We start from the raw sequence: 302 nt of genomic DNA, 5'->3' as shown, positions 1-302 counted from the left end.
ATAAATCTGATTTTGTTTTTTTTCCGATATCTGCAATTGTACGCAATGAAAGAGAGAAATTGAAGTTTTGCAAAGGTGTTTTTTTTCCTAGATTAATGACTTGCTGATAACCAAATGTTAGCCCGAAACATTCATCTGCATAACGTAAGCTGATTCCTCTCTTTACGAATGTATCGGATATTAAATCGTAACTGGCATTGCTGCTAATGGACCAAGAGTTAGTCAGTTTAATACCAGTTTGAAAAGAAATTTCTTGACGCTCTTGTGGATATTCATAGTCTGGTTGGCTTGCAATATAGGCA

General features: G+C 35.1%; 1 pseudogene. It reads right to left on the bottom strand.

Annotated elements, in window-relative coordinates:
- Window positions 1-302 (bottom strand): annotated as a pseudogene (locus tag ACFINZ_RS11570) (LPS-assembly protein LptD); the annotation flags it as partial.

Source organism: Bartonella sp. AA81SXKL (genome assembly GCF_042196945.1).
Classification (GTDB): domain Bacteria; phylum Pseudomonadota; class Alphaproteobacteria; order Rhizobiales; family Rhizobiaceae; genus Bartonella.
Note: the sequence above shows the minus strand (reverse complement) of the source record. Positions and strands in the feature narration are given on the sequence as shown.